This window comes from Nocardia sp. NPDC056541, assembly GCF_042794235.1.
Classification (GTDB): Bacteria; Actinomycetota; Actinomycetes; order Mycobacteriales; family Mycobacteriaceae; genus Nocardia.
Genome location: NZ_JBHTUD010000034.1, coordinates 1 through 24623 on the forward strand (window position 1 = coordinate 1; position 24623 = coordinate 24623).

The window sequence follows — 24623 nt, forward strand, 5'->3', positions numbered from 1 at the left end:
TCTCAAAGAACACACGCACACACTTCTACCCACAACTTCTCGGAGGGGTTTCGGTGAGGCAAGGGTTCAAACTTAGCTCAGACAACCGGCCGGAAACAAATCCGTACCGAGTCCCTCTGAACACGCAGTCAGTCAGGCGCTCATCGTCCTACCTCGTGTCTCGGCCGCTGGGCGGCTGAGTCGGTGTCCGTGTCGCTCTGACTGGAATAAAGTTACGTGCCGACAAACGCGAAGTCAAATCGCCTGGAAGATTCAGCATTTCCCCAGCTCACGCCCACCGCGGTGCTGCGGGTTCAAGCCACGCGCTGGTCGGCGAACATCGCACTCGCCGAGGGTGGATGCCCGGCGATCGGATGGCAACTGATCATTCGTCCAGGCCGTGGATGATCTATAACACACGTTCCACCTGGCCTCATGACGCGACAAGCATAGACAGAACCCGCCCTCCGATATACAGTTTGCCCTCGTTCAGCAATTTCATAGCTAACACTTGGGTGGAAGGTAGGCCGAGGTGATAGAGGATTTCGACTCGGTCGAGCGTCGCGCCTGGAGCGCGGTGATCACCCTCTCGATGCGCGTACCGAGCGCACTCGATTCACGACTACAACGAGAGTTCGGCGTGACCCATTTCGAGTACCGGGTCATGGCCCTGCTCCACGACGCGCCGCGACGCCGGATGCGGTTGAGCATGCTCGCGGCCCGGGGGCACGGGTCCATTTCGCGGCTCTCCCACGTGGTGTCGAAGCTGGAGCGGGTGGGCTGGGCGCGGCGGGAAGCGACGGAATCAGGGCGCGGTATCGACGCGGTACTCACCGCAAGCGGGCAAGCCAAGGTGGTGGAGGCGACACCGGACTACCTGGTCGCGGTGCGCAAGCTGGTGCTCGACGGGCTCGACGATCCGCAGAAGGCCGAGCTCGCGGTCCTGGGCGAACGGCTCTCATCGCATCTGATCCACACGCTCGGCGACGCCGAGTCGGGGCAAACGGCACTCGACTACTGAGACGACCGACGCCGCCTCGAAGATCCGGGGCGGCGTCGGTCGGATGGATCAGGACAGCTCAGGCGTTGTTCGGTCGCCAGGTGGCCACCGCCCAGATCACCACGATGTCGATGGCGATGATCAGGATCGACCACCACGGGTAGTAGGGCAGCCACAGGAAATTGGCGATGATCGACAGGGCGGCGATCACCATCGCCGATACCCGGCCCCACGTCTGACCGGCCAGCAGTCCGATCGCGACGATGACCGCGATCGCGCCGAGAACGATGTGCCACCAGCCCCAGCTGGTGAGGTCGAACTGGAAGGTGTACTCCGGTCCGACAACGATGAGATCGTCGTTGGCGACCGCGGAGATTCCCTGGAAAATCTGCAGGACACCGACAACCGCCAGCAGGATGCCAGCGCCGATGGAGGTTCCTGCCGCGATTCCGTCGCGCACCCGGTGCTGATTCGTGTCTGTCATCGCTGGGCCTTTCCGTCAGGTCAATGCCACGTGCCACCACGGCACACGACAACGGTAGAAACCCGACGGACCCCGCGCCTCACCCGTTGCGGGTGAACTCCGCTACCCGGCGCGGCACCGGTCGCAGGGTTTTGCCGAGGTCGGTGCGCAGGGTGATCAGCGCGTCGAGCAGGTAGTTCTGCCTGACCCGCCACGGATGACGGTCGCCCTGACGGGGGAACGCCGCGATCGAGCGCAAGACGTAGCCGGCGTTCAGGTCGAGCAGTGGGCGTTCGGCGAGCGCGCCCTTGGGCTCGGGGACGACCGCGGCGCTGCCGGTGCGGTCGAGGTGGGTGAGGACTTTGCAGACCAAACGGGAGGTGAGGTCGGCGCGCAAGGTCCAGGACGCGTTGGTGTAGCCGACGCAGATGGCGAAGTTGGGCAGGCCGGTGAGCATGGCGCCCTGCCAGACGAACTGGTCGGCCAGGGGCACGGGGGTGCCGTCGACCGAGGGTGCGATGCCGCCGAAGGCCAACAGGCGCAGGCCGGTGGCGGTGACCACGATGTCGGCGGGCAGCGTCTCCCCCGACACCAGCCGGATCCCCTCCGGCACGAAGGCGTCGATCCGGTCGGTGACCACCGAGGCCTTGCCCTTTTTCATCGCCTTGAAGAAGTCGGCGTCCGGGGCAGCGCACAGGCGCTGGTCCCAGGGGTCGTAATCGGGTGTGAAATGTTCGGCGACGAGTTTGTCGTCCTTGAGGATGCGGGTGGCGAGGTCGGTGAGCAGCTTGCGCGCGGCGGCGGGACGACGGCGGCAGAACTGGTAGAAACCGACGCTGAACAGGATGTTCTTGGTCCGGATCAGCCGGTGGGCCAGACCGGCGGGGAGCAGCGCGCGGAGCCTGTCGGCCTGCTTGTCGCGGCCGGGGACGGCGCTGATCCAGGTGGGGCTGCGCTGCAACATGGTGACGTGGGCGGCGTCGGCCGCGAGGTTGGGCACCAGGGTGACGGCGGTGGCGCCGCTGCCGATGACGACGATCCGCTTGTCGCGGGTGTCGAGGTCGGCAGGCCAGAACTGCGGGTGCACGACGGTGCCCGCGAAGGTGTCGCGACCGGCGAACTCGGGGGCGTGTGGCTGCTGGTAGTCGTAGTAGCCGGCGCACGCATAGAGGAAACCGCAGGTCAGAGTGCTCAGCTCGGGGCCGTCGGGGCCCTCGTGGGCGATGGTGAGCCGCCAGTGGGCCTGCGCCGATGACCAATCCGCGCCGATCACCCGCGCACCGAAGCGAATGTGCCGGTCGATGCCGTTCTCCTGCGCGGTCTCGCGGATGTAGTCCAGGATCGCGGCGCCGTCGGCGATGGAGCGGGCCGCGCGCCACGGCTTGAACGGGTAGCCGAGGGTGAACATGTCCGAATCCGAGCGGATGCCCGGGTAGCGGAAGAGGTCCCAGGTGCCGCCGAGGTCGGCGCGCGCCTCCAGGACGGCGTAGCTGCGATGCGGGTGCTCGGTCTGCAGCCGGTAAGCGGCCCCGATGCCGGACAACCCGGCGCCGACGATGACGACGTCGAGGTGTTCGGGGGCAACGGCGGTATCGGTCATGGGCTCCAGTGTGCCTGGTGGAGGACCGCGGCAGAAGAGCGTGTGGTCCGCCTCGATCGCGGGCCCGGCGGCCATCGTGGAGATTTCGGTATCGTCGGTGCCGTGTCGATCTTTCGGCGTGCGGGATGGTTGCTCGTCGGCGCACTGGTCACCGTGCTGGCTGCCGCATTCGCCGGCTGGCCGGTCTTCGTGCATCCCCAGATCGACCCGCTGCGGCCCGCCGATGTGATCGTGGTGCTCGGCGGCACCCCGTACGAGCGGTTCGACCTCGGCATCGAACTCGCCGAGCGCGGACTCGCCCCCGAGGTGCTGATCTCGCAGTCCACCGGCGCCGATGACCCGATGATGGACAAGTACTGCGGCGGCCGATTCGCCTTCCGTGTCTCGTGTTTCGTGCCCGACCCGTGGACCACCGATGGTGAGGCGCGCGAAATCGTCCGGCGCGCAAAGATCTACGGGTGGAACCACATCATCGTGGTCACCTTCACGCCGCACGTGTCGCGCGCCAGGTACATCGTGGAGAAGTGCTACGACGGCGAGATCACCATGGTCGCCAGCCCGTCGGAATCGGGGCTGGGGTTCTGGTCGTATATGTATGTGCGCCAATCCGCCGGGTACATCAGGGCTTTTGTCAATCAGCATTGCGAGACCGACTGACACACGATGGCGCTGCTCTTACAGTGAGAACAGCGGTGCGGGGGCACCGCCGGTGAGAGGACCGCCGATGCTTGTCGAGGATCTGCGCACCGTCGGTGACGACGCGTTGCGCACCCAGATCTGCGTCATCGGGTCGGGCCCTGCGGGCCTGACGGTGGCCACCGAACTCGCCGCCGCCGGACTGCGGGTCCTGGTGCTGGAGAGCGGCGGACACGAGATCACCGCGGACGACAGAGCATTCGCCGCGATCGAGAACATCGGCGCACCCCGCGCGCAACCGCACCGGATCGCGGGAAACCGGGTGCTCGGCGGCAGCTCACACACCTGGGCAGGGCGCTGTGGCGTGCTCGACGACCTCGACTTCGCCACTCGGCCCTGGGTCACCCGCTCCGGCTGGCCGATCGACGCGGGCGCACTGCGCCCCTTCGCCGACCGTGCCGCCGCGCACGCCGGGCTCGGGCACGGCACCGGCTTCACCGAGCACGAATTCTGGCCGCTGGCCGGGCGGCAAGCACCCGCCGACGCGCTCGACACCGCCGCGCTGCGCTCCTGCTTCTGGCAGTTCAGCCGCGACCCGGCCAACCGGTTCGACTGCAAACGGTGGGGGCCGCGGGTGCGTGACATCGTCGCGCCGACCGCGCGGGTACTGGTGAACGCGACGGTCACCCATATCGATACCGATACCACCGGCGCGCATGTGAATTCGGTCGAGGTGACCGGAGCGGGTGGCCGTGTACGCACTGTCGAGGCGCGGGTGTTCGTGCTGGCCGCGGGTGGAATCGCGACACCACGGCTGCTGCTGGCGTCGCGGCGCACCGTCGTGGGCGGGATCGGGAATCGGTACGACCAGGTGGGGCGATGCCTGATGGATCATCGCAGCGGCGTGGTCGCGACGCTGCGCCCCGCGCAAGCCCGGGCAGCGCTCGATCGGTTCGGCAAGTACGTGGTGAAGAGCGCGCGGGGCAAGCACACCTTTCTGCACGGAATGGCGTTGTCGCCCGCGGTGCAGCGGCGCGAGTCACTGGTGAACTGTGCGCTGTGGTTGCAGGAGATCACCGCCGACGACGATCCGTGGGACTCGGCGAAGCGGTTGTTGCGTGGCCGGGTTCGGTGGCAGGACCTGCGAATCATGCTGTCCGACACCGGACTTGTGGCCGGCGGTGCGCGGCGCAGATCGGCCGACGGTGCCGGGTTGCCACACCGGCTGGTCCATGTCGAGGTGCGGGCGGTAGTGGAGCAGACACCGGACGCCGACAGCCGGGTACGACTCTCGACGCGCACCGACCCGCTGGGAATGCCGCTGCCGCAGGTGGATTGGCGGATCAGCGATCAGGAGGATCGAACGGTGCGCCGGGCGACAGCATTGCTCGTGGGCGAGTTCGCCCGGCTCGGGTTGCCCGCGCCGCAAGTAGTTCCCACGGCGTTGCCCGACAGCGCCGATCCCCTACCGCTCACCGACTGCGCGCATCCCAGTGGCACCACCCGGATGTCGGCCGACCCCCGGCACGGGGTCGTGGACCAGCACTGCCGGGTGCACGGGGTGGACAACCTCTACATCGCGGGCAGTTCGGTCTTTCCGACGAACGGGCACGTCAACCCGACGTTGACCGTGATCGCGCTCGCGGTGCGTCTGGCCGACACGCTGCGCGCGGCCCTGGCGGCCACTGCTGATTCCCCGATTGCCCGACGGAACTGAGCGGTGGCCGACTTGTCTGCGGCGAGCCGATGATCTGCTGGTTGTGCCCACTAGGCTGAGCGGGTGCCGGACTCGCCCGCAGAGAACAGTCGTCCGCGGAAGGCCGGGGGTTCGCCCCGGTCAGATCATCCGCATGAGCCGCATACCGAAGGTCTTGCGACCCGGTTGAACTGGTTGCGTGCCGGAGTGCTCGGCGCGAACGACGGCATCGTTTCCACAGCTGGGTTGGTCGTCGGTGTCGCCGCGACCACGAACAACGCCCAGACGATCCTCACCGCGGGCATCGCGGGACTGGTGGCGGGCGCGATCTCGATGGCCGCGGGCGAATACGTGTCGGTGAGCACGCAGCGGGATTCGGAGAAGGCGCTGCTCGCCAAGGAACGCCGAGAACTGGCGGATGAACCCGATTTCGAACTGGCCGAGCTGGCCGGGATCTACGAGAAGAAGGGCCTCAGCCCGGCCACCGCGCGCACCGTGGCCGCCGAGCTCACCGCCCACGACGCGTTCACCGCGCACGCAGAGGCCGAACTCGGCATCGACCCGCGCTCGCTGACCAACCCGTGGGCGGCCGCGATCTCCTCGGCGATCGCGTTCACCTGCGGTGCGCTGCTGCCGTTGCTGGCGATCGTGTTGCCGCCCACCGCATGGCGGGTACCGGTGACGTTCGCCGCGGTGCTGATCGCCCTCGCGATCACCGGGTCGGTGAGTGCGCGGCTCGGCGGTAGCAATCTCGGACGCGCGGTGCTGCGAGTGGTGCTCGGCGGTGCGCTGGCCATGGCGATCACCTACGGAATCGGTGCCGCCACCGATTCGCTGGGAATCGGCTGAGCCCCGGGCAGGTCGGCGCGCGACCGTGCCGGAAACGGTGCGCGCTCAATGCATCGGGCCGAGGTCGAGCCGGCGGGTGACGCGGTCGACGACATCCGGGGGCATGCCGGGTTCGCGACGAGCGGCTTGGGCTTCCCGACGGCCCGCCTCGGTGACGGCAGCACGGACCGCACGCATCTGGGAGGCGAGTTTGCGTTCCTTGTCCAGCGTGGCTTTCGCATCGGCATCGGCCGCCTCGGGATCGGCTTTGGCGGACAGCCGGCGCAGGAGCGCCTTGAGGTCCTCGTAGACGTCCTCCGGAAGGTTGTCGCGGGCGGCGATCGCTTTGAGTTCGGTGAGTTCGGCATTGACGACCCTGGTCCAGAGCGCCTGTTCGACGGCGCGTTCCTGGCGGGTGTCGGCGTGCACCCCGGTGAGGCGGACCACCAGTGGGAGGGTCGGGCCTTGCACGAGCAGGGTGAACAGCACGACCGCGAACGCGATGAACAGGATTTCCGAGCGGGCGGGGAAGTCGGCGCCGGTGTCGAGGGTGAACGGCACGGCCAGTGCCAGCGCCACCGTCGCGACCCCACGCATGCCCGCCCACCAGGTGACGATCACCTCGCGCCAGGTGAACGGTTCGTCGGTGTTGGGTAGTTTGCTGCTGATCGCCCAGGTGGCCATCAGCCAAGCCAGGCGCAATCCGACGACGACCACGATCACCGCGGCGGTGACCCCGGCCAGTCCGGGCCAGTTGTGTCCGGTGGTGTCGATGACCACCCGAAGTTCCAGGCCGATCAGGGCGAAGGCGAAACCGGTGATGAGCATTTCGGTGATGTCCCAGAACGAGTCGGCGACCAGCCGATAGTCGCGGTCGCCGATCTCGGTCACGGCATCGGTGAGGTACAGCGCGCAGACCAGCACCGCGAGGACCGCCGAGCCCTCCCAGTGCTCGGCGATGCCGTAGGCGGCGAAGGGCAGCAGCAGGCTCACCGCGACCTGACCGGTGGCCGTGTCCAGATACTTGGTGAGCTTGCTGCCGAGCCAGCCGAGCAGCAGGCCGACGGCGACGCCGACCACCGCGGCGATCGCGAAGTCACCGAGCGCGTGCCACGGCGAGAACAGGCCGGTGACCACGGCCTGGATTCCGACCGTGTAGATGACGATCGCGGTGACGTCGTTGAACAGCCCTTCGCCGCCGAGGGTCACGATCAATCGGCGTGGCAGGCCGAGGCTGCCCGCCATGGACGTGGCCGCGACGGGGTCGGGCGGTGCGACCAGGGCGCCGAGCACCAGGCCGGCGGCGACCGCGGTGGCGGGATTCCACGCGTGGAAGACCGCGGTGACCGCGATCGCGGTGACGATCACGAGCCCCACCGCGCGCAACGCGATGATCTGCCAGTTCTCCGCGAACTGCCGCCATGACGTGCGGCGCGCGGCAGCGTAGAGCAGCGGCGGCAGGACCAGGGGCAGGATCAGCTCGGGCGGGATGTGCAGGCTGGGCACGGCCGGAATCAGCGCGAGCAGGCAGCCGAACACTGTCATCAGGATCGACGGCGCGAGACCGAGGCGCGCGCCGAGTGGTTCGGCGAGCACAGCCGCGAGCAGGATCACCAGAGTCAGCACCAACTGGTCCATAGCTGACCAGTCTCACCGACATCGGCGGCACACGGGGATCGACCCGCCGCCGGTCAGGGCCGGACGGCCGCCGCGGGTGGGAGCAAAATCGGCGGGAGGGGGAACGGGAGTTGCAGGACAGGGGGCGGCGGCGGGGGCGGGGGCGGCGCCGGGGCGGGTTCGGGTTCGAAGACCGGGGGCGGCGGCTCGGGCGGAGGCGGCGGCTCGTAGGCGGGCGGCTCGTTGGCAGGCGGCGGAGGCGGCGGCTCGAACGCAGGCGGCGGAGGTGCCTCGACAGGCACGGGCCCGGGGGCGGGTTCGGTTCCGGGCGGCGGGGGCGGAGGTGGCGGCGGCGCGGGGGCCGCTGCCGGGGGCAGGGCGTCGGGAGTGGTCACCGTGCACTGCCAACTGCCGTCGTCGTGGACGCGCCAATGCGCGACGATGCCACCGGCCGAGCAGTTCCCGCCGACCCGCCTGGCCGGCCACGGGGGCGCGAATTCCTGGTCCTGATCGGTCCCGGCGATCGGGAGACCGTTGGCGTCGGAGCCCATCGGATTCACCGAAGGGTTGTCGTCACCACCCTGGTCGGCGCGCATCACCAGGCCGAGCGCGACCACCAGCGCGAGGATCGCGGCGAGTACCGCCGCGATCGCGATCATCCGAGTACTGCTGCCGGTCCGTGTTTGTGGACCCTCGCTGCTCTCTGCCATCGCACCGCCTTTGCCGCGGACCAGGTCTCCCCTCGTTCGGTCACGCTACCGTACGGTTGCTCGCAGATCGCTCCGGTCGACGGAACAACCACTGGCCAGGGCAGATACCTATATCCGATGGTTGCCGGATGTTTACTTGATCGCGACCCGCACCTTCACCGCGTCGGCGTCGGTGTTGTGCAGAGCCTGCGCGATCAGTGCGCTCAGATCGAGCTGCGGAGCGGCCGCGGTCACCGATTCGGTGAGCGGGCGCAGTCCGGGCAGCAGGGCGGAGAGCTCGGGGCCGAGCTCGTTCAGCTTGGCGCTGAGCTGCTCGAGCAACGGCACCAGACCACCCTCGCGCAGGTGCATCTGCGGATCGCCTTCGGTGGCCCGGCCGACCGATTCGACGAACTGGTCGATCACCTGGCTCAACCGGATGAAGGCGGGCGCGGCGGCCGAGGTAGCCGGCCCGGCCCAGCCGATGTCGCCGGAAACGTACTCGAAGTTGTTCTGCAACTCGCCGATCGCCGGTGCGCGGCTCATGAGGGCCGCGGCGAGCAGGTCGCCCGCCCTTGCCAGCTCGGGGACGACATTCTCGGTGCCGACCATCGCCGTGCCGAGGGTGTCGACCAGGGATCCGACGACCGCGGGATCGAGCTGCTCGACGGTCTTGGTGACCAGCCGCGCGACCTCGGGGATCGACATCGGAGTGCGCACGTTCTCCCCGGACAGTCGCTGCCCGTCGGTGAGATAGGGACCGTTCGCGTCACGCGGCACGAACTGCACGTACGGCTCACCGAGGGAGGACAGGTGCTCGATGGTGACGACGCTGCTCATCGGCACCTTGTGGTCGGCGCCGAACCGGAAGCCGACCTGCACCCGACCGCTCGCCGAGGTGTCGACGCCGGTGACCTCACCGATCTCGATACCGGTCAGCAGGATCGGCGAACCGACACTGAGGCCACCGGAATTCGCGATCTCGATCGAGGCCGCGGTGTAGTCGGCGAACGGGTCGACGCGCACCACCCCGAAGGTCAGGTAACTCGCGCCGAGCACGGTGATGGCGGCGATGCCGCCGAGGGAGGCCAGTGCACCGATCTTCATCGCACCATTCCGATCATCCGCAGCGCGGTGACGATCTGCGCCACCTGGTCTTCCTCGGACACCTGGACGCCGGTGACGTTCACCTTCGGGCCGTTCTCGACGAAGGGAATGATCTTGTCGCGCAACAGCGCGGTGAGCAGCGCCATGTTGGTCGAGGAGCGCAGGTCGGCCGAACCGCCGGTGGCCAGCGGCAGGAACGCGGTCGCGGCGGCGTCACCGGAGCTCGCGATCGGGGCCAGCCAGGTGAGCGAGGAACCCACCGGGCCGAGCGCGTCGAAGATCTTCATCGTCTTGGCGATCGAATCCTGGGTGCCCGTCAGCGAGGCGACGGCCTCGGGCGTGAGGATGCTGGTCAGCGCTTCCTCGGTGTCGTCGTGCAGGATCGCCGCATTGCGGCTCAGCCCGTTGACCAGCAGGTCGACCTGGTCGAGATGGGCTGCCAGGTCGGCGGCGTCGGCGCCCATCACCGCCGAGATGCGCGCGGTTTCCTTGGGATCGGGTGGCATCACCGAGTTGATCCGGCCGAGCATCTCCTGCAGCTGACCGATCGCACCGCCCTGCACGAACAGAGCCATGGTGGCCATCGTGTCTTCCAGTTGCACAGGCGGTTTCGTGCGCTCGATCGGGATGGTGCCGCCGTCGCGCAGCAGGTCGCCGAAGCCGTCCTTCGGAGTGGTGAGCGAGAGATGGATGTCGCCGAGGATGGTGTCCTGGCGCAGTTCGGCGATGGACTTCGCCGGCAGCTGCACGGTGTCGAGGATGTCGGCCTCGACGATGACGTAACCGCCACGGCCCGCGGGCGCGTCGGCGGGCTGGACCACCCGCACACCGTCGACGATGCCGATCTCGGCGCCGTTGGCGATCACCTTCGACTTCGCGGGCAGGTTCAGCGCGCTGCTGAACTCGATCTGCACACGGTAGGTCGAACCGCTGACGGTCGAGCCGGGGACGGGCACTTCGGCGGGGTCGAAACCACAGCCACCCACCGCGAGTCCGGCCGCGACGACGAGTGCGACCACACTGCGGCGCAACATCTTTCGGGTGTTCATCGAGCACCTGCCATTCCCAGCACAACCTGCACGAGATTCACATCGGCCAGTCCCTGCGCCGGGTCGGGGCACTGCCCCGGAATCAGCTCGTTCACCGCGCCGCACACCTGGTCTGCGTCACCGACGGGCAAGGCGACCTTCGGCGGCGCGTAGGTGATCGCGGTGCCGCCCGCGGGATCGGTGGCGCTGCGGAAGGCGGAGGCGAGCGCGGGCATCTTCGCCACGATCTCGCTGAGCGATCCGACGTTGGCGCGCAACAACTTCACCAGCGGGACCACGTCGTCGAGCGCGCCGATCAACGGATCACCGAGAATGACGGCGACATCGTTGAGTATCGGCAACAGCTCGCCGAGACCGTCGAACAGCGAGGTGGCCGGGCCGAGCAGGTCGTCGGAGGCCATGTTGAGCAGCGGGGCCAGCCGGACCAGCATCGTCTGCAGGTCGCCCCAGTTCGCGGAGACCCGGTTCGAGACCGAGGCGAACGCGTCGAAAAGACTGGCGAGATGGCCGATGTCGGCGTCGGGCTTGTTCATCGCCGAACCGAGCTTGTGGATGAGTTCGTTGACCGTCGGGCCGGTGCCCTCGGTGGCGCGGTTGAGCGAGGACAGGCCGTCCGACAGCGCACTCGGCGCACCCGCGGCACCGCCGGAGAGTTCGTCGGACAGGCTGGCCAGCGCCGTGAGCGTTTCGGTGATGCTCTTGGGTGTCAGCGTTTTGGTGATGCAGCCGCCCGCGAGCGGCGGCGCGGTCTTGCCGGTGGTGAGCACCGCCAGATTGCGGTCCGCCGCCACCGAATACGCGACGGTGGTGGCGGAAGCGTCGGAGTTGACATCGAATTCGGCGTCGACCTCGAACTCGACACGGACCTTGGCGCCCTCGTTGCGCACCGCGGTCACCTCGCCGACATCCATGCCGCGCATGGTGACATGGTTACCCGGGTAGAGGCCGATCGCGTCGGGCATGAGCGCGCAATAGGATTCGGTCTTCTTCAGCGGATCGAAGGCGACGAAGTAGCCGCCCGCGACCAGCGCCACGAGCACCGTGACGCCGGCGATCGACATGAACGCCTGGGATCCGAGTAGTCGTTTCAGCATCAGCACGCCTTCCCGGGCAGCGGTACGCACACGCGGGCGCTCGACTGGTCGACGACCACACCGGCCTCGGGGGTCGTCAGCTGCGACAACTTGGTCTGCAGCGCACCGACTGTGCCGATGACGGGCTCGAGCTGACTGCTGAGTTCCCCGAGCCGCGGCAACGCGTCGGCCAGCGCCTGCACCTGCGGCTTCAGGGTGGAATCCCAGGTCGGGGCCAGTCCCGCGAGGCGATTCACCACCGAGGTGAGCAACCGAACCGCTTCGGCCATTTCGGCCCGCTTGCTCAGCAGCACGTCTTCGAGCATGTTGACGTTGTCCATCAGCCTGCCCAGATCCGCCTTGGCGCCGTCGTACATGGTGATGTACTCGTCGACGACGGCGATCGACTTCGACACCTGACTGCGCTGGCGGTCGAGCATGTCGACGTACTTGCCGACGGTGTCGAGCGTGGTGCGCAACGCTTCCGGCGAGGTCGCGATCGCGGAGTTCGCGGCGGCCAGGTTGTTGCGCACGGTGTCGCCGTCGACGGCGGCCAGCGGCGCGGTCGCGTCCTGGAAGGTCTCGATCAGGCTGTAGGGCAGGCGGATTCGATCAGTGGGAATCGCCTTGTCCCCCAGAGGCTTCGAGCCTGCGGGGTAGAGCGCCACGTAGTGACCGCCGACCACGGTGAGCATGCGAACATCCAGGGACGTCTGATCACCCACGAAGACATCGTTTTTCACGGTGAACCGCATGAGCACCTTGTCGGGCTTCAGTTCCAGCGAGGTGACGCTGCCCACCGAGATGCCGGCCAGGCGCACGTCGTCGCCCTCGCGCACCGACTGCGCTTCGCTGAGTTCGGCGGTGTATGTGTGCTTGCCCAGCGGCACCACGTACACCACGCCCGCGGCGATGATGAACAGCACGACCAGGCTCAGGCCGATGATCCCCATCCGCAGTTCCCGTGCGAGTTTGCCCGCTTCATCGGGGATCGGGCGATCGCCGCCGAACAGCGCGGCGAGCTTCTTCAGCGGTTGCATACGGTGACCTTCTGTCCGGCGATCAGCACCTGCAGCGGCGCGGGCACCTCGGCGGCGCCGTTGCTGCAGTGCGGCGTGAAGTCGGCGAAACCGCGCGCGAGCGAGGCGTCGACCGTGGCCAGCAGACCGGGGAGCTTGCCGAACACCTCGACGGCTTCCTGTGGATTCGGGAACAGCGCGCGGATCATCGCGTCGACATCGGCGCCGCCGCCCTCGACCAGGCCCAGCGAGGCGAGCAAGCGGTCCACCGGCGCCAGCACCGAAGGCGCAGTCATCGCGAACTGCGCGACACCGCCGATATTGCGCTGCATCGCCTCGAAGATGTCGGTGAGCCGGGCCAGCAGCGGCACCAGGTGCCCGACCTTGCCGCCGTGACGCTCGGACAGCTCCGACAGGTTGTGGATCAGGGTGCTGATCACCTGCTGACGGTCATCGGCATAGCTCGCGAGCTGATCGATCGCGGTGAGCGCGGGTCCGAGGCCGGTGCCGTCGCCCTCGATCACGGCGAGCATGCTCGCGGTGAACTGGTTGATCGCTTCGGGCGACAGCGTGGCGAGCACCGGCTTGAGGCCGCTGAACAGACTCGTCACATCGAACGACGGGACGGTCATGTTGGCGCCGATCCGTGCCCCTGCCGCGATGGTCTTGCCCGGGTTCGGCGCCTGCTGCAGGTCGATATAGCGCTGGCCGGTGAGGTTCTGGTAGCGGATCGCCAGCTTGGAGTTGTCGTAGATCGGAGTGTCGGTCTTGACCGTGATCGCGACCTTGGCCTTGTCGCCTTCGAGGCTGATCTTCTCGATCTTGCCCACCTGCACGCCGAACATCCGCACGTCGTTGCCGACCTTGAGGCCGTTGGCGTCGGTGAACAGTGCGTCATGGGCGTTGGTGTCGCCGTCGACCGGGCGCTTGATCAGGGTGAACACCATGCCGAGGATGGCGATCATCACCAGGCTGAAGACGCCGAGGCGCAGTGCGGTTCCGCGAATCTTCATCGCCCACCGGCCTTTCCGAACAGCGGCACCGCGATGCCGGGGACACCGCTGAGCTCGACGTCGAGATTCAGGACAGGGCCGTTCGGGCCGTCGGGCATCGCGCCGCGCAGGTTCTGCAGCAGCGCGGTGAGATCGGCACCGGTCCGGCGCGGGTTCGGCGACATCTGCGCCAGCGCGAGCAGCATCGGCGCGAGCATGTCCGTGGTCTCGGCGAAGTGCCCGCCCGCGGTGCTCAGGGTGGTGCTCAGCGCGGGCAGGATGCCGCCGCCGATCACCCCGACGCCGATGTCGTAGCGCTCCTTGTCGACCTGGGTCACTCGGATATCGCTGAGCTGGTCGATCACCTTCATAGTGGCGCCCGCGAACTCACCGCCGCCGTCGAAGGCGGGACCGAGCTTGCCGAACAGCTCCGAGGGCATCACGTCCTGGTTGTCGGCGAGGGTCTTGGAGACCGTGATCAGCGCCTGGACCAGCGGAGTGAAGGCCTTGAAGTCGGCGGCCAGCTGGGAGATAACGGTGGCCATCTGGGGGCTGGTCACGGTCATGCCGACCTGCGAGAGGCTGCGCAGGATGGCGCTCATCGTCGCGTCGTAGACCCGGTCGTTGTTCGTGCCGGTGAGGTCGAGGACCGCGCCCTCGCGCAGCGGCGAACCGCCCGCGCCACGGCGCAATTCGATCTCGGCGATGCCGAACAGGTTGGTCGGGGCGTAGTCGATCGCGAGGCTGTCGTCGATGCCGACCAGTCGCTCGGTGTCGAGCAGCAGCGCGATCTGCTGGGTGCCGCGCGCGCCGGGGGTCACCTCGGCGACCTCGCCGACCGTCACGCCGTCGACGCGGACCTGGCTGCCCGCGCTGATGCCGTCACCGAGGTGTTCGGTGTGCAACGCGATGCGCAGACCGTCTTCGGTCCGCAGATTCGAGTAGGTGACATAGGCCAGTGCGATCGCCGCGATCACCGACAGGATGATCACGCCGGTCAGCCGCGACGTGCGCCGATCGGCCGCGACGCCGGGCATTCCATAGTTAGGCATCTAGTTCACCCCGTAAAACTGATCGCCGAGTTGAAGCCCCAGAGCATGATCGTGAGGACCATGTCGATGGCGATGATGGCCACCGAGCTGGCGCGCACCGCGCGACCGGAGGCGATGCCGACCCCCTCGGGGCCGCCGGTGGCGAAGAACCCGAAGTAGGCGTGCACCAGGATCACCACCGTGCCGAACACGGCCACCTTGATCACCGCGGCGATCATGTCGAAGCCGGAGATGAACTGGAAGAAGTAGTGGTCGTACACACCGGCCGACTGCCCGTAGACCATCGTGAGCAGTCCGCGGCAGGCGCCATACGCCAGGATCAGCGCGATCAGGAAGGTCGGCACGATGGCGATGGCGCCGGCGATCACCCGGGTGGTGACGACGTAGGGCACCGAACGCAGACCGAGCGCCTCGATCGCGTCGATCTCCTCGGAGATGCGCATCGCGCCGATCTCGGCGGTGATCCGGCAACCGGCCTGGGCGGCAAAGCCGATGGCCGCCGCGATCGGGGCCAGCTCACGGGTGGTCGCGTAGGCCGAGATCACGCCGGTGACCGGGCCCATGCCGAGCATGTCGAGTGAGGCGAACGATTCGACGCCCACCGAGGCGCCCATCACCAGGCCGAGCACGATCATCATCGGAACGGTGCCGCCGCCGACGATGATCGACCCGCGTCCCCAGGTCATATCGGTGACCGCGCGCAGCGTTTCGTCCCGGTAGCGGCGCAGCGTCAGCGGCACCGACGACAGCACCTGCCAGACGAACACCGCGACGAAGCCGAGCGATTCACCGGCGGTGACGATCCGCTTGCCGATGCGGGCGGGCTTGCGCAGCCAGTGCAGCGAGGTGGGGATGTACGACGAGGCAGCCATCACGCCAACTTCGTCGGCAGGAACATGGCACTGATCTGGCTTGCGAGGAGGTTCACGATCGCGATCGAGACCACCGAGAGCACCACCGCCGCGTTCACCGCGTCGGCCACACCGCGCGGTCCGCCCTTGGCCTCCAGTCCGCGCTGGCAGGAGATGATCACGACCAGGAAGCCGAAGATCAGCGCCTTGAGCAGCGAGACCCACACGTCACCGGCGGTCGCGAACGAACCGAACGTCGACCAGTAGCTACCCGGGGTCACGCCCTGCCCGCCGACGGCGACCGCGTACCCGGCCAGCACGCCGACGAAGATGATCAGCACATTGAGCATCGGGGCGACGAGCAGCATGGCCGCCAGGCGCGGGATGACGAGCCGGTGCACCGGGTTGATGCCCATGGTGTTGAGCGCGTCGATCTCCTCGCGGATGGTGCGCGCGCCGAGGTCGGCCGCGATCGCCGCCGCGCCCGCGCCACCGAGCAGGAAGCCGGTGGCGATGGGCGCGCCCTGCTTGATCACGCCGAGGCCGCCGGTGGCGCCGAGCATGGAGTCGGCGCCGAGGCTGTGGATCAGGTTGCCGACCTGGACCGAGACGATCACGCCGAACGGGATCGCCATCAGGATCGCGGGAATGGCGGTGACCGTGATCAGGCGCCAGGCCTGCACGAGGGTCTCCCGCCACTGGAACTGCCTGCGGGCGATGTCGGAGAACGAGCCGCCGACCGATTGCTGTGCGAGATCTACCGCCCGCCCGAAGGTCCGCAGCGACGACACGACAGTGTCGGTGAAGTTCTTGCGGACGATCTGGGTAGCGGAATCCGGCTTCGCGGAGTGCAGATCGGTAGACATCAGAGATGCCTCCGGGCCGCTCGTGAAGCACGGGGCTTGGTGATTTTCATACCGCACTCTCTGGCTTCGGCGTCGGTGCCAACTCCAGCAAGCTAACCGGTACTCTGCGTCACAACAAAATTTCCAGTGGGTGACCCTCGTCGCTTTTCCGCGGTTTCCATGACAGGTCGACCTGCCCTGTGATCCGCAACACCCCAGCTACGGACTTGCGGCCAGGAACACAAACGCCGCGAACAACCCCAGGTGAACACCACTGTGCAGCAGGGTCGCGCGGCCGGGAACGATCGTCAGCGTGCTCACCACGACGGTCAGTGCGAGCAGCACCATCTGCGTGGCGCCCAGACCCAGCACCAGCGGCCCGCTCAACCAGATGGTCGCGATCGCGATCACCGGGATGGTCAGACCGATACTGGCCATCGCCGAGCCGAGTGCCAGGTTCAAACCGATCTGCACCTGATTGCGGCGCGCGGAGTTCACCGCGGCGATCGTCTCGGGCAACAGCACCAGCATCGCGATCACCACACCCACCGCCGACTGCGGCAATCCGGCCGAGGCCACCGCCGATTCGAGCGCGGGCGAGACCACCTTGGCCAAGCCGACCACGCACACCAGGGCGAGTACCAGCATCCCGAGACTGATCAACGCGATCTTGTTGGACGGCGCGTGGCTGTGGGTGTCGCTGTCGTCGACCGCGCCGCCGTCCTCCACCGGCAGGAAGTCGTCGGGGTGACGCACCGTCTGCACCATCACGAACAGCCCGTAGAGCGCCAGCGAGGCGACCGCGGCGAAGGCGAGCTGCGCGGGCGAGAACTCCGGGCCCGGCGCGCTGGTGGTGAAGGTCGGCAACACCAGACTCAACGTGGCCAGGGTCGCGACGGTGGCCAGGGCGGCACCGGTACCTTCCGCGTTGAACACCGCCACCCGTCTGCGCAGCGCGCCGACCAGCAGCACCAGGCCGAAGATGCCGTTGCAGGTGATCATCACCGCGGCGAACACGGTGTCGCGAGCGAGCGAGGCCGCCTTGTCGCCGCCGGAGATCATCATCGTGACGATCAGCGCCACCTCGATCACGGTCACCGCCACCGCGAGGACCAGCGAGCCATAGGGTTCGCCCACCCGGTGGGCGACGATCTCCGCGTGATAGACCGCCGAGAGCACCGCGCCGACCAGCGCGACACTCACCAGCGCGACGATCAATCCCGGTACGGAACGCCCCCAGCTGAGTACGAGCACGAGCGCGGCGAGGATGGGCACGTACAGGGTCCATTTAGTCGTCAACGCGGCAATCATGACCCCCATCCTTCCAGCTACGGCCGGGCACACCCGGAATCGTCACCGCACGGATCTCGGCGATGGATTCACTCACACCCCCTCGATGGGGAACAATTCAGCGCGTGCGGACCCAGTTCACCCTCGAGCTCGTCGCTTTGGCCAACGACCTCACCCTGATGTCGCGCGTCGCCCATGACGCGACCGAGCGGGTTACCCAGGCGCTGGCCGGCGCCGACCTCGCGGCCACCTACGAGGTGTTCGCGCTCGACGAGCAGCTACAGCTGATGTTCGCCGCCTGCGAATCCCGCACCATGGCGCTGCTCGCGCTGCAGGCGCCGGTGGCGCGCGATCTGCGTCATGTGGTGACCGCGATTCAGGTGGCCGGTGAGCTGTCGCGGATCGGGCGGCGCACCGAAACCGCTGGGCAGTACGTCTATCGGGCCCATCCGGCCGCGGTCGCGCCCGCACCGGTGATCGCCGAACTCGTGTCGATGGGCACGCTCGCGGCCGGGTGTGTGGCGCGGGTGAGCGCGTCGGTGGCGAGCGGGCGGTTCGCCGCCGGGGGCAGCGCCGATGTCGAGGCGATGGAGACGCTGTGCAAGCAATTGCGCACCGCCCTCACCGAAGCCGACGTGAGCACCGAAGCCGCGATCGATATGGCGTTGCTCGGCAGCCAATTCCAGCGCTGCGTCGACCATGCCGCGCGCATCGCACGCCTGATCCGGTTCCTGGACACCGGCATTCCGCCCGAAACGGGATCACTGCCCGACTGATCGATTGTGATCTCCATCACTATGGGTTTGCACTTCGGCGCCGCCGGTCACCTCCGTCGATAGATGAACGCTATTGAGCCGCAATCAGTTCGCGCTGTGCTGTGCGGAACCTCATAGCGGACAATCACTGACGACACCCGGCGCGGCCGTTAGGTTGTGCCGGTTCATTTTTCGACGGAGCATCTGGGTGGTACGGGCATGAAGTGGTCTTCGATCAGCGGTTCTCCCCTGGGTCGAGCCCTGCTCGCCCTAGCCGCGGCGGCGGTTATCGCCGTGGTGGTCACCCTCGCGAACACGTTCCTGGACAAGGTGAGTCCGACCGCGCCCGGCCCGGGTTCCGCGGGCGCGGCGACGGTGTCGGGCAAGGAAGTCGGCGATCTGGTCGCCACTCTCGTCGTCGCGAAGGAAGGCCCGATGACGGGCTACACGCGCGAGAAGTTCCCGCACTGGGATACCAACAAGCCCGAGCACGGTTTCACCGGCGACCTGGCGCAGTACACGAAATGCACCAGCCGCGAAGTGATGATGCTGCGCGACGCCAACGGCAAGGTCACCCTCGACGCCAAGACCTGCGACCTGAAGGTGGCGGCCGGTGGCGGCTGGCAGGACCACTACGGCTTCATCGACAAGAAGACCGGTGAACTCGGGCCGTACAAGTTCATCACCGATCCGTCCAAGGTCGACGCCGAACACATTGTGGCCCTTGCCGAAGCATGGCGATCGGGCGCGGCCGACCGCGACGAGGACACCCGTCGCCGCATCGCCAACGACTCGATGAACCTGGTCGCCGCCGACCCGTCGGCGAATCGTTCCAAGGGCGATCAGGACCCCGCGAACTACTTGCCGCCCGGCAACTTCCGGTGTGCCTATGTCGAGCACTACGTCAAGGTGAAGGTAAAATACGCCTTGACCGTTGATACCGCCGAGCACACCGCGTTGCGCACCGCAGTCGATGACTGCCTCCGCCGAGGAGAGTTCAAATAAGCGAGCCCATCGAGATCACCGCCGAGAGCGCCGTCATGACCGAAGAGGAAGGGACGGTGTCCGGCGAGCTCGATGTCATGCTCGACGACGCGGGCAAGGGCCTCGTCCGCTATCGCGGCACCGATACCTGGTACACGATCGGCAATATCGAGTGCGAGCCGCCGCGCACCTGGGACTGCGTCGCCGACCTGGTGAAGGCGATCAAGAAGGACGCGGGCACCCGCGACGTCGCGGGAAACACGGTGGTCTTCGAAGCCTGAGGCGCGAGCTGGCAATCTGGTAGCTATGCCGACTGCCTATCGACAACCACCGCCCACCGAGGTCGCCTGGTCCGCGCTGTGCCGCCGGACGCCGCGCGTGGTCGCGCTCATCGCGACCGCGGCGGTGCTGATCACCGCCCTCACCTGGGAGGTCACCAGCGGCATCAGCCGGATGGACACCGCGGTGCTCGACTGGATGATCGCGCACCGCGGCGAGCCGCTCACCAGCATCGCCACGGTGATCACCGACCTCGGCGACACGCTGTCGATGACGATTCTGGCGTCGCTCACCGTCGGGATCTTCCTCCTGCGGCGCAACCTGCCGGTCGCCGCCCTGGTCGCCGTCACCTCGCTGGGTGCGGGCGTGCTGGTGTGGGTGATCAAACGGCTGGTCGGCCGCCAGCGGCCGCCCGAGGCGTCGCGGCTGGTCTTCGAGCCCAGCCTGTCCTATCCGTCGGGGCACACGCTCGGCTCCACGGTGGTCGTCGGCATCGTGGCGCTCGTGGTGATCCCGCGGCTGCGCAGGCACTGGGTTCGGGTGATCGCCACGGTGTTCGCTGTCGCCTTTCCCGCCGCCGTCGGGTTGTCGCGCATCTATCTGGGCGTCCACTGGACCACCGATGTGCTCGCGGGCTGGATCATCGGATTGCTGTGGCTGGTCCTGTGCGTCACCGCGTTCACCCGCGTGCGGCGCGCTCAACCCACCGCGATCACCACCTTGCCGAACGAGGCGCCCGAGCGCAGGTAGTCGTAGGCCTCGGCGGCGGCGTCGAAATCGAATTCGCGGTCGATCACCGGGCGCAGACGATGCTTCGTGATCGCGCGGTTCATCGCTTCGAAACCGGTTCGGCTGCCGACGGCGATGCGCCGGATGGCCAGGTAGGAGGAGCCGAACGGATTGTCCGGCAGCGTTGTTCCCGGCGTGGGCGCCATCGCGCCGATCATCGTCACCGTCGAGTTGTACGCGCCCGCACGCACCGATTGTTCGAGCGTGGGCAGGCCGACCGCGTCGACGATGTGCTCGGCACCGGTCCCGGTCATCTCCATCACCGCGTCACCCCAGTTCCCGGTCACGGTGCGGTCGATCACCGTGTCGGCGCCCAGCGCGCGCAACCGGTCTGCCTTCGCCCGGCTGGAGGTGATCGAGATGACCTCGGCGCCGAGGATTTTCGCGAACTGGATGGCGTACAGCGCCACCGCGCCGCTACCGACGGTGAGCACGCGCGCACCGGGTGCGGGCAGACCCGGTGTGGTGAGCGCCGACCAGGCGACCAGGCCCGCGCAACTCAGGGTCGCCGCCTCCGCGTCGGTGAGATGGGCGGGCACGTGCACGATCGAATCCTCTTCGACGAGCGCGTAGGTGGCGAGAAATCCGTCGTAGTTCGCGCCGTACTGTTCGGCGGCGGTGGCGAGGGTTTGCGGACCGTCGACCCAATGGACGAAGTAACTCGCGGTGATCCGGTCGCCGATTCCCGCGCGGGTCACTCCGGGGCCGAGCGCGATCACCTCGCCGACACCATCGGAGAGCGGGATGATGCCCGCGGTAGCGGGCAGCGGGTAGGTGCCGTCCATCAGCATCAGATCGCGGCGGTTCACCGACGCGGCGCGGACCCGGATCAGGACCTGGTGCGGGCCCGGTTCCGGCCGCTGCTGCGCGGACCGGGTGAGACCACCGCCGAGGTGGTAGGCGACGGCGTGATCAGGGTGGATGTCGTTGTCAGGCATGGGACAACTCTGTCGGTGATGGCGTCACCGCGCGATTCCCCGGAGGGTATGGGCAGGTGCCGGTCGGGATCGGTGCCGCCTCGACCGATCGGTTCTGCGAGGTGGCGCCGGAGGATGATTCCCGGCGGGAATGGTTGCGGCCGTCGACGCGGTTCACTCCATTCATGACCGCCGCCCCGCCATCGACCGGATTCGGCCCCCAACTGCGTCACTGGCGCACCCGGCGCCGGGTCAGCCAGCTCGACCTGGCGATCCGGGCCGAGACCAGCCAGCGCTATCTGAGCTTCCTCGAGCAGGGCAGATCGCAACCGGGGCGCACGATGGTGGTGCGGCTGGCCGAATCGCTCGAGCTGTCCCTGCGCGACCGCAACACCTTGCTACTGGCCGCGGGGTTCGCACCCGTCTTCCCCGAAAGTGATCTGGCGGCTCCGGAATTGGCGCCCGTTCGTGCGGCGATCACCGCCGTGCTGGACGGGCATCTGCCGTATCCGGCGCTGGTCGCTCGCCCGCGCGGCGAACTCGTCACGGCCAATGCCGCCTTCGACCTGTTCACCGAGGACGTGTCCCCGGAACTGCTGGTCGCGCCGATCAACATCCTGCGGTTGGCCCTGCACCCCGACGGCGTCGCCCCGCGCGTACGCAACCTGCCGGACTGGGGCAGGCACATCATGGATTCGTTGCGAAACCGCGCCGCCCACACGCCCGATCCAGCCCTCGACCAGCTCATCGCCGAACTGGCGGGCTACCTCCCCGCGCCGTGCCCAGGGCCCGACCACGTCGGCTTCGCCGTCCCCCTGCACCTGCGTACCCCAGACGGCGACCTCCGTCTGATCACCACTCTCACCTCGTTCGCGACGGCCACCGATGTCACCCTCGCCGAACTTCACCTCGAGGCGTTCCTGCCCGCCGACACGGAGACCGCGCGCATTCTCGCGCTGCGTGCGACCCGTCGCTGATCGCGCCTCGGGCGAGTACCCGGTGCGCCCTCGATCGCCGCAGTGCGACAACCGAGGGCGGCCGGATCAGCCTGCGGCAGTGGCGAGTTCATCCCGGACCGGCGCGTCCCAGTCGATGCGGTATCGACGTTCGGTACCCATCGTCTTCTCCGGGTTCATCACCGTTTTGACCATGAGCGGCATCACCGCGTTCATCACCTTGCGGGCGATCGGGCCCGGCGTCTTGCTGTGGTTGATCTTCGCCGCGCGCGCCGCGATCCCCTCCACCCTGGCCCGGCGCAGCTGCTCGTAGACAGCGAAAGCCTCGGTGGGCGAGGCGATATCGCGCAGGCACCGCGCCAGCTGCACGCCGCTCTCGATCGCCAGTGACGCGCCCTGTCCGGAGCTGTTCGACGGAGCGTGCACCGAGTCGCCCACCAGCACCATGCGATCGCGATACCAGTGCGGCACCGGCGGCATGATGTGCAGGGCACCGGTGACCTCGAGGTTCTGCGCCGTGGTGCGGCGCGCGAATTCGGCACCGGGCGAGTCGGCTGCGTAGGTCTCGCGTAGCACCTCGAGCCAGTGTTCGGGAGCGACAGCGCGGGCTTCGGTGAGCGAAAGGTACTGCTTGCTGGGAAGATTCGCGCCCCAGGTCACGCGGCCGTCGGCATGCTTCCAGTACAGGTAGTAGGCCCTGGCGCCGAAGGCGAACACCATGGTGTCGTCGGGCAGGTCGAGGTCGCAGTCGACCATGGCGCCGAAGCCGAGCATGCCGGTGTAGTCGGGTCCCGGTGCGGCCGGATCGATCAGACCCCGCACGGTGGACCGGATTCCGTCCGCGCCGACGAGCACATCGGCGGTGGCGGTGGATCCGTCGGTGAAGTGCGCGGTGACGCCGTCGGGGTGTTCGTCGACGTGGGTCAATCGCTTGTCGTAGCTGAACGGCACGCCCGCGGCGACCGCGTGATCGTGCAGGGTGCGGTGCAATTCGCCGCGGTCGACGGCCTGCAGCGGGGGCTGGTCGGCCAGCACCGGCATGACGTGTTCGCGGCCGCTCACGCGCAGTCGCATCTGCGCGACCGGCAGGGCGATCTCGCGCACCGCGTCACCGGCGCCGATGATGTCGAGTGCCGCGACACCGTTGGGCGCCAGCGCGAGCCCGGAGCCGATGCCCTCGGAGGGACCGGAGTAGGCCTCGTACACGTGGGCCTGGATGCCTGCCTTGTGCAGGGCGGTGGCGGCGACGGGTCCGGCGATGCCGCCGCCGATGACCAATGCGGAACGGGTGGTGGACATGGGTGATCTCCAGATCTGATGTCGGCGTCACCCAGCTATCCTGTGGTTGCCTCACCTCGTGGCCGGGTGCGCCTGGTTGCGGGACGGTATCTCGGGCTCGGTGGGGTGTTGCCGCACGCCACCGGGTCCGGGGTCTTCGGGGTCGAGCTAGTTGTTCCCCCTCTCACCGAGTTCGGGGATCTGTTCGGTGGGCATGCCGTCGACATGCCACTGCCGCCAGAGTTCGAGGCCTTCGAAGGTGCCCGCGGCCAGCTCGTCACGCAGGGAACGCGCCCAGTTCGCCTCGGCTTCCAGCATCGCCAGGCCGAATTCGGATTCGACGAGGAACAACCGGGGCAGCGTCAGCTCGCCGAGTTCGGCCCTGGTGGTCTCGATGATTCGCTCCAGCGTCGCGATGCGCGTACCGAGCAGGACGATCACCTCATCCGGCGGCAGCACCGCCAGAATCGACAGACCCGCGGTGAAGCGGTGGTGTTCGGGCTCGGGTGCGGCGAGCAGTTCGCGGGTCCAGTCCGCCATCTCGGCGCGACCGGCGTCGGTGATCCGATAGATCACCCGCTCGGGGCGCGCGCCGTCGCGTTCGCTGCCGATGACCTCGAGGAATCCGGCCTTCTCCATGTTCTGCACGACGGTGTAGAGCGAGCCCCATTTGATGTCCATGTCGCGGTCTTTGCCGTGGGCGCGCAGGGTGGCGGCGATCTCGTAGCGGTGCATCGGACGCTGCACGATCACCGAGAGCACGGCGAGCGCCAGCAGATTGTTCACTTTGCGCTTGGTCGCCATGACTGCCTCCTTACTCGTCTACGAATATACGTCTACGAGTATTCGGCGGCAAGGTTCGTTCAGTGGAGTGGACAA

General features: G+C 67.9%; 25 protein-coding genes. 9 read left to right on the plus strand and 16 right to left on the minus strand.

What is annotated here, in order from left to right:
- Positions 1-511: 511 nt before the first annotated feature.
- A complete protein-coding gene (locus tag ACFQ9R_RS33365) occupies positions 512-1000 on the plus strand; it encodes a MarR family winged helix-turn-helix transcriptional regulator (protein ID WP_378996609.1) in 489 nt (162 codons plus the stop codon).
- A 58-nt stretch (positions 1001-1058) separates the two neighbouring features.
- Here the strand turns inward: ACFQ9R_RS33365 and ACFQ9R_RS33370 are convergent, their stop codons facing one another.
- Positions 1059-1463, minus strand: coding sequence for a hypothetical protein (locus tag ACFQ9R_RS33370; RefSeq protein WP_378996611.1), 405 nt, complete (start codon positions 1461-1463; stop codon positions 1059-1061).
- A 79-nt stretch (positions 1464-1542) separates the two neighbouring features.
- Positions 1543-3042 carry a flavin-containing monooxygenase gene (locus ACFQ9R_RS33375; RefSeq protein WP_378996613.1) on the minus strand — a complete coding sequence of 500 codons (1500 nt, stop codon included), beginning with the start codon at positions 3040-3042 and terminating at the stop codon, positions 1543-1545.
- Positions 3043-3144: 102 nt separating this feature from the next.
- On the opposite strand from ACFQ9R_RS33375, the gene ACFQ9R_RS33380 reads away from it, so the two are divergent.
- The 3 genes from ACFQ9R_RS33380 to ACFQ9R_RS33390 all read left to right on the plus strand — a co-directional run bounded on the left by ACFQ9R_RS33380 (position 3145) and on the right by ACFQ9R_RS33390 (position 6223).
- The gene (locus tag ACFQ9R_RS33380; RefSeq protein WP_378638999.1) at positions 3145-3699 is read left to right on the plus strand and encodes a YdcF family protein; all 555 of its coding nucleotides are present in this window, start codon (positions 3145-3147) and stop codon (positions 3697-3699) included.
- Between the two features lie 67 nt (positions 3700-3766).
- Positions 3767-5395, plus strand: coding sequence for a GMC oxidoreductase (locus ACFQ9R_RS33385; RefSeq protein ID WP_378996615.1), 1629 nt, complete (start codon positions 3767-3769; stop codon positions 5393-5395).
- 165 nt (positions 5396-5560) lie between these two features.
- Positions 5561-6223 carry a VIT family protein gene (locus tag ACFQ9R_RS33390; protein WP_378996617.1) on the plus strand — a complete coding sequence of 221 codons (663 nt, stop codon included), beginning with the start codon at positions 5561-5563 and terminating at the stop codon, positions 6221-6223.
- A 45-nt stretch (positions 6224-6268) separates the two neighbouring features.
- Here ACFQ9R_RS33390 and ACFQ9R_RS33395 read toward each other — a convergent pair whose 3' ends face one another.
- The 11 genes from ACFQ9R_RS33395 to ACFQ9R_RS33445 all read right to left on the minus strand — a co-directional run bounded on the left by ACFQ9R_RS33395 (position 6269) and on the right by ACFQ9R_RS33445 (position 17807).
- Positions 6269-7840: a Na+/H+ antiporter gene (locus ACFQ9R_RS33395; RefSeq protein WP_378996619.1), complete on the minus strand. Its 1572-nt coding sequence runs from the start codon at positions 7838-7840 to the stop codon at positions 6269-6271.
- A 53-nt stretch (positions 7841-7893) separates the two neighbouring features.
- A complete protein-coding gene (locus tag ACFQ9R_RS33400) occupies positions 7894-8529 on the minus strand; it encodes a hypothetical protein (protein ID WP_378996621.1) in 636 nt (211 codons plus the stop codon).
- A 132-nt stretch (positions 8530-8661) separates the two neighbouring features.
- Positions 8662-9615 carry an MlaD family protein gene (locus ACFQ9R_RS33405; protein ID WP_378996623.1) on the minus strand — a complete coding sequence of 318 codons (954 nt, stop codon included), beginning with the start codon at positions 9613-9615 and terminating at the stop codon, positions 8662-8664.
- Positions 9612-10664, minus strand: a complete 1053-nt coding sequence (locus tag ACFQ9R_RS33410; protein ID WP_378996625.1) for an MlaD family protein — start codon at positions 10662-10664, stop codon at positions 9612-9614. Before ACFQ9R_RS33410 ends, ACFQ9R_RS33405 begins: the two co-directional genes overlap by 4 nt.
- On the minus strand, positions 10661-11758 hold the full coding sequence (locus ACFQ9R_RS33415) for an MlaD family protein (RefSeq protein ID WP_378996627.1): 1098 nt from the start codon (positions 11756-11758) through the stop codon (positions 10661-10663). Before ACFQ9R_RS33415 ends, ACFQ9R_RS33410 begins: the two co-directional genes overlap by 4 nt.
- Positions 11758-12777 carry an MlaD family protein gene (locus ACFQ9R_RS33420; protein WP_378996629.1) on the minus strand — a complete coding sequence of 340 codons (1020 nt, stop codon included), beginning with the start codon at positions 12775-12777 and terminating at the stop codon, positions 11758-11760. Before ACFQ9R_RS33420 ends, ACFQ9R_RS33415 begins: the two co-directional genes overlap by 1 nt.
- A complete protein-coding gene (locus ACFQ9R_RS33425; RefSeq protein WP_378996631.1) occupies positions 12765-13769 on the minus strand; it encodes an MlaD family protein in 1005 nt (334 codons plus the stop codon). The genes ACFQ9R_RS33420 and ACFQ9R_RS33425 overlap by 13 nt, the downstream gene beginning before the upstream one ends.
- Positions 13766-14800 carry an MlaD family protein gene (locus ACFQ9R_RS33430; RefSeq protein ID WP_378996633.1) on the minus strand — a complete coding sequence of 345 codons (1035 nt, stop codon included), beginning with the start codon at positions 14798-14800 and terminating at the stop codon, positions 13766-13768. The genes ACFQ9R_RS33425 and ACFQ9R_RS33430 overlap by 4 nt, the downstream gene beginning before the upstream one ends.
- Positions 14801-14805: 5 nt before the next feature.
- Entirely contained in the window at positions 14806-15672 is an 867-nt protein-coding gene (locus tag ACFQ9R_RS33435; protein WP_328659724.1) for an ABC transporter permease, read from the minus strand.
- Positions 15672-16517 carry an MlaE family ABC transporter permease gene (locus ACFQ9R_RS33440; protein WP_378996636.1) on the minus strand — a complete coding sequence of 282 codons (846 nt, stop codon included), beginning with the start codon at positions 16515-16517 and terminating at the stop codon, positions 15672-15674. The genes ACFQ9R_RS33435 and ACFQ9R_RS33440 overlap by 1 nt, the downstream gene beginning before the upstream one ends.
- A 198-nt stretch (positions 16518-16715) precedes the next feature.
- Positions 16716-17807 carry a calcium:proton antiporter gene (locus ACFQ9R_RS33445; RefSeq protein ID WP_378996637.1) on the minus strand — a complete coding sequence of 364 codons (1092 nt, stop codon included), beginning with the start codon at positions 17805-17807 and terminating at the stop codon, positions 16716-16718.
- Between the two features lie 104 nt (positions 17808-17911).
- Here ACFQ9R_RS33445 and ACFQ9R_RS33450 point away from each other — a divergent pair, with 104 nt between their 5' ends.
- The 4 genes from ACFQ9R_RS33450 (at position 17912) to ACFQ9R_RS33465 (ending at position 20554) form a co-directional block, all read left to right on the plus strand.
- Positions 17912-18562 (plus strand): phosphate uptake regulator PhoU, encoded by a 651-nt coding sequence (locus ACFQ9R_RS33450; RefSeq protein ID WP_378996639.1) that lies wholly within the window; start codon positions 17912-17914, stop codon positions 18560-18562.
- 198 nt (positions 18563-18760) lie between these two features.
- Positions 18761-19546, plus strand: coding sequence for an HNH endonuclease family protein (locus ACFQ9R_RS33455; RefSeq protein WP_378996641.1), 786 nt, complete (start codon positions 18761-18763; stop codon positions 19544-19546).
- A 35-nt stretch (positions 19547-19581) separates the two neighbouring features.
- The gene (locus ACFQ9R_RS33460; protein ID WP_378996643.1) at positions 19582-19806 is read left to right on the plus strand and encodes a hypothetical protein; all 225 of its coding nucleotides are present in this window, start codon (positions 19582-19584) and stop codon (positions 19804-19806) included.
- A gap of 25 nt (positions 19807-19831) precedes the next feature.
- Positions 19832-20554, plus strand: coding sequence for a phosphatase PAP2 family protein (locus ACFQ9R_RS33465; RefSeq protein ID WP_378996645.1), 723 nt, complete (start codon positions 19832-19834; stop codon positions 20552-20554).
- Here the strand turns inward: ACFQ9R_RS33465 and ACFQ9R_RS33470 are convergent.
- Entirely contained in the window at positions 20503-21531 is a 1029-nt protein-coding gene (locus tag ACFQ9R_RS33470; protein ID WP_378996647.1) for an NAD(P)-dependent alcohol dehydrogenase, read from the minus strand. The genes ACFQ9R_RS33465 and ACFQ9R_RS33470 overlap by 52 nt on opposite strands.
- A 164-nt stretch (positions 21532-21695) precedes the next feature.
- Here ACFQ9R_RS33470 and ACFQ9R_RS33475 point away from each other — a divergent pair, with 164 nt between their 5' ends.
- Complete coding sequence (locus ACFQ9R_RS33475; RefSeq protein WP_378996649.1) at positions 21696-22487, plus strand: helix-turn-helix domain-containing protein; 792 nt, start codon at positions 21696-21698, stop codon at positions 22485-22487.
- Between the two features lie 66 nt (positions 22488-22553).
- On the opposite strand, the gene ACFQ9R_RS33480 is transcribed toward ACFQ9R_RS33475, so the two are convergent.
- Both ACFQ9R_RS33480 and ACFQ9R_RS33485 read right to left on the minus strand, forming a co-directional pair.
- Entirely contained in the window at positions 22554-23765 is a 1212-nt protein-coding gene (locus ACFQ9R_RS33480; protein WP_378996651.1) for an FAD-dependent oxidoreductase, read from the minus strand.
- A gap of 147 nt (positions 23766-23912) precedes the next feature.
- Entirely contained in the window at positions 23913-24548 is a 636-nt protein-coding gene (locus tag ACFQ9R_RS33485; protein WP_378996653.1) for a PadR family transcriptional regulator, read from the minus strand.
- Positions 24549-24623: the final 75 nt, after the last annotated feature.

Coding starts and splice junctions, on each gene's coding strand:
- ACFQ9R_RS33485 (WP_378996653.1), bottom strand. CDS start 24,548: ATGGCGACCAAGCGCAAAGTGAACAATCTGCTGGCGCTCGCCGTGCTC.
- ACFQ9R_RS33445 (WP_378996637.1), bottom strand. CDS start 17,807: ATGATTGCCGCGTTGACGACTAAATGGACCCTGTACGTGCCCATCCTC.
- ACFQ9R_RS33375 (WP_378996613.1), bottom strand. CDS start 3,042: ATGACCGATACCGCCGTTGCCCCCGAACACCTCGACGTCGTCATCGTC.
- ACFQ9R_RS33385 (WP_378996615.1), top strand. CDS start 3,767: ATGCTTGTCGAGGATCTGCGCACCGTCGGTGACGACGCGTTGCGCACC.
- ACFQ9R_RS33395 (WP_378996619.1), bottom strand. CDS start 7,840: ATGGACCAGTTGGTGCTGACTCTGGTGATCCTGCTCGCGGCTGTGCTC.
- ACFQ9R_RS33405 (WP_378996623.1), bottom strand. CDS start 9,615: ATGAAGATCGGTGCACTGGCCTCCCTCGGCGGCATCGCCGCCATCACC.
- ACFQ9R_RS33415 (WP_378996627.1), bottom strand. CDS start 11,758: ATGCTGAAACGACTACTCGGATCCCAGGCGTTCATGTCGATCGCCGGC.
- ACFQ9R_RS33470 (WP_378996647.1), bottom strand. CDS start 21,531: ATGCCTGACAACGACATCCACCCTGATCACGCCGTCGCCTACCACCTC.
- ACFQ9R_RS33480 (WP_378996651.1), bottom strand. CDS start 23,765: ATGTCCACCACCCGTTCCGCATTGGTCATCGGCGGCGGCATCGCCGGA.
- ACFQ9R_RS33430 (WP_378996633.1), bottom strand. CDS start 14,800: ATGCCTAACTATGGAATGCCCGGCGTCGCGGCCGATCGGCGCACGTCG.
- ACFQ9R_RS33475 (WP_378996649.1), top strand. CDS start 21,696: ATGACCGCCGCCCCGCCATCGACCGGATTCGGCCCCCAACTGCGTCAC.
- ACFQ9R_RS33455 (WP_378996641.1), top strand. CDS start 18,761: ATGAAGTGGTCTTCGATCAGCGGTTCTCCCCTGGGTCGAGCCCTGCTC.
- ACFQ9R_RS33440 (WP_378996636.1), bottom strand. CDS start 16,517: ATGTCTACCGATCTGCACTCCGCGAAGCCGGATTCCGCTACCCAGATC.
- ACFQ9R_RS33400 (WP_378996621.1), bottom strand. CDS start 8,529: ATGGCAGAGAGCAGCGAGGGTCCACAAACACGGACCGGCAGCAGTACT.
- ACFQ9R_RS33435 (WP_328659724.1), bottom strand. CDS start 15,672: ATGGCTGCCTCGTCGTACATCCCCACCTCGCTGCACTGGCTGCGCAAG.
- ACFQ9R_RS33460 (WP_378996643.1), top strand. CDS start 19,582: ATGACCGAAGAGGAAGGGACGGTGTCCGGCGAGCTCGATGTCATGCTC.
- ACFQ9R_RS33410 (WP_378996625.1), bottom strand. CDS start 10,664: ATGAACACCCGAAAGATGTTGCGCCGCAGTGTGGTCGCACTCGTCGTC.
- ACFQ9R_RS33370 (WP_378996611.1), bottom strand. CDS start 1,463: ATGACAGACACGAATCAGCACCGGGTGCGCGACGGAATCGCGGCAGGA.
- ACFQ9R_RS33420 (WP_378996629.1), bottom strand. CDS start 12,777: ATGCAACCGCTGAAGAAGCTCGCCGCGCTGTTCGGCGGCGATCGCCCG.
- ACFQ9R_RS33425 (WP_378996631.1), bottom strand. CDS start 13,769: ATGAAGATTCGCGGAACCGCACTGCGCCTCGGCGTCTTCAGCCTGGTG.
- ACFQ9R_RS33465 (WP_378996645.1), top strand. CDS start 19,832: ATGCCGACTGCCTATCGACAACCACCGCCCACCGAGGTCGCCTGGTCC.